General features: G+C 41.4%; 3 protein-coding genes and 1 pseudogene. 3 read left to right on the top strand and 1 reads right to left on the bottom strand.

The features are described 5' to 3' along the window. The first annotated feature begins 58 nt into the window (after positions 1-58). Both gldE and WBA23_RS16500 read left to right on the top strand, forming a co-directional pair. Positions 59-1,429 (top strand): gliding motility-associated protein GldE, encoded by a 1,371-nt coding sequence (gene gldE / locus WBA23_RS16495; RefSeq protein ID WP_424583388.1) that lies wholly within the window; start codon positions 59-61, stop codon positions 1,427-1,429. 1 nt (position 1,430) lies between these two features. Beyond that, positions 1,431-2,198, top strand: coding sequence for an alpha/beta fold hydrolase (locus WBA23_RS16500; RefSeq protein WP_424583386.1), 768 nt, complete (start codon positions 1,431-1,433; stop codon positions 2,196-2,198). On the opposite strand, the gene WBA23_RS16505 is transcribed toward WBA23_RS16500, so the two are convergent. Next, complete coding sequence (locus WBA23_RS16505) at positions 2,191-2,400, bottom strand: DUF2905 domain-containing protein (RefSeq protein WP_424583387.1); 210 nt, start codon at positions 2,398-2,400, stop codon at positions 2,191-2,193. The two genes, WBA23_RS16500 and WBA23_RS16505, sit on opposite strands and share 8 nt — an antisense overlap. 26 nt (positions 2,401-2,426) lie before the next feature. On the opposite strand from WBA23_RS16505, the pseudogene WBA23_RS16510 reads away from it, so the two are divergent. After that, positions 2,427-2,709, top strand: a pseudogene (locus tag WBA23_RS16510) (SAM-dependent methyltransferase); the annotation flags it as partial.

Here is a 2,709-nt window from a genome sequence, read left to right on the forward strand (position 1 = left end):
CCCTAATCTATTGGAACCTCCCTCAGACGACGGGGCTGCCGCCAGCCTCTTCCCGAAATTGCTACTTTTTTTATTTACTGACCCAATTCTGGCTGATTTATTTGCCATACTCAATCCATTTTATATAGGTATGGTGCTAGTAGTGATAATCCTGCTGCTTTGTTCGGCCATGATTTCTGGCTCGGAAGTAGCTTTCTTCTCACTATCGTCGGATGAAGTAAGTATCTGTAGAGATAGTCAGAACCCGGCTGATCGCCACATTACCGAACTATTAGCGCGACCTAGATTGCTGCTGGCAACTATTTTGATTCTTAATAACTTAGTTAACGTGGCTATTGTCACACTATCGACCTACGCAACTTGGCAATACTTTGGGAAAGATGCTGATGGTAGTGTTATCATAATTCTTACCACGTCGATAACCATTGCTATCTTGTTTTTCGGAGAGATTTTACCGAAGCAGTACGCCGTTCATTATTCGTTAGTTTTTGCTAAGCGCACTGCTGGTGCTTTACGTGCTTCGGCCCGTTTTTTCAAACCGTTATCTTTGGCGTTAATGTCATTTAGCAGTCTGGTAGAAAAAAGATTGGATAGAAAAGGCTATCACGTCTCGGTAGATGAGCTAAATCAAGCTCTGGAGATTACTACTCGTAATGATGAAACAGCCACTGAAGAAGAGAAGGGCATTCTGAAGGGTATTGTTAACTTTGGCACGCTTTCCGTAAAGCAGGTAATGCGGTCTCGTATTGATATTACTGCCATTGATATTGAGACTGACTTTTACGAGTTAATGGACATTGTGAACAAAACCGGCTACTCTCGCCTGCCTATCTACCGAGAAACTATTGATAGTATTGAGGGTATTTTGTACGTAAAAGATCTGCTTCCCCACCTCGATCAGGCGGGTACCTTTATCTGGCAAAACCTGCTGCATAAAGGGTTTTTTATACCAGAGAGCAAGAAGATTGATTCACTTTTAAAAGATTTTCAGGAGAAACGGGTGCATATGGCTATCGTAGTGGATGAATACGGGGGTACATCTGGTCTAATTACGCTGGAAGATATTATTGAAGAGATAGTAGGAGAGATTAATGATGAGTTTGATGAAAATGATATTCACTATAACAAGCTGGATGATAATACTTTTGTGTTTGAAGGAAAAACTTCGCTAAATGATTTCTGCAAAATATTAGATGAAGACATCTCCTTATTTGAAAGCGTGAAAGGCGAAAGTGAATCGCTTGGCGGACTATTACTTGAAATCCACGCTAAGTTGCCACGAGCAGGCGAAAAGATTCAACACGATAAATACGTGTTTACGGTAGTAGCAGTAGATAACAAACGTATTAAGCGCATCCGTGTGTTCCGACAGTATGCTAGTCCGATGCCTCAGCCTCCAGAAAGTATTAAGTCATCTGTCAACCGTTAGTATGAAACTGCACTATCGCACCTTAGGCGAAGGCCAACCTATTATTATTTTACACGGTATTTTTGGCACATCCGACAACTGGCAAACTTTCGGAAAACAACTAGCTACCGATTACCAAGTATTTTTGGTCGACCAGCGTAATCACGGACTCTCTCCGCATAGCGACACTTTCGATTACCCAGCGATGGCCATGGATATATATGAGTTTGTTCAGCAGCATCAGCTAGAGAACCCTATTATTATTGGACACTCTATGGGTGGGAAAGCCGCAATGTTTTACGCGGTAACGCACCCAAATGCTTTTGCTAAGTTAATTGTAGTAGATATTGCTCCTCGCTCCTACCCAGTTCACCATCAGCATATTTTAGATGCAATGAGTGGGGTAAATTTAGCATCAGCTACCAGTCGAAAGGATATTGAAGATCAGCTAAAGCCTCATTTGCCCGACTTTGGGGTACGGCAATTTTTGATGAAGAACTTGAAACGGGAAAACAATAATTCTTTCTCTTGGAAGCTTAATCTGTCAGCTATTCAGGCGAATATAGAAAATGTTGGTGTAGCTGTACCCACCAATAATTTAGTGGATAGACCTACCCTTTTTGTTCGCGGGGCAAAATCAGATTACATCCGAGCAGAAGATGAAACATTGATACAAGAGATTTTTCCTCAAGCTACGGTAGTCACAATAGAGAATGCTGGACATTGGGTACACGCTGAACAACCCGATGCCCTTTACAAATCGCTGATGAAGTTTTTGCAAACTAGCTAAACCGCCGGATGAGGTAGAGTACTAGTGAAATGACGATACTTAACAAAATACCGGTAGTTACCGGAAAATAAAAACTGAAGTTCTTGCGCTGAATACGAATATCGCCTGGCAATTTTCCGAGTAGTGGAATACCATCTGAAAAGTAGAATAGCAGTCCAAAAAGTACAATAATACTTCCGACTACAATCAGTATCAGTCCCATATTTTTCCGTTGATTATTCATTAATCATGAGTGAATCCGCCCACAAAGGTACTATTTATCTAATTCCAACGATTATCGCTCCCGACACTCAACATTCGGTATTGCCGCGCCAAATAATTGAAGTGGTTAATCATCTTACGTACTTCTTAGTAGAGAATGTGCGAACCACTCGCCGATTTCTAAGTTCGTTGTCTATTCAAACTCCTATTAGCGAGCTTCAGTTTGAGCTGCTTAGCAAAAAGACTCTTGCTGAAGATTTGCCGAGTTTAATAGAACCAGCCTTGTCAGGGATGGATATTGGTATTATGT

It is taken from the genome of Tunicatimonas sp. (assembly GCF_049647865.1).
GTDB lineage: Bacteria > Bacteroidota > Bacteroidia > Cytophagales > Cyclobacteriaceae > Tunicatimonas.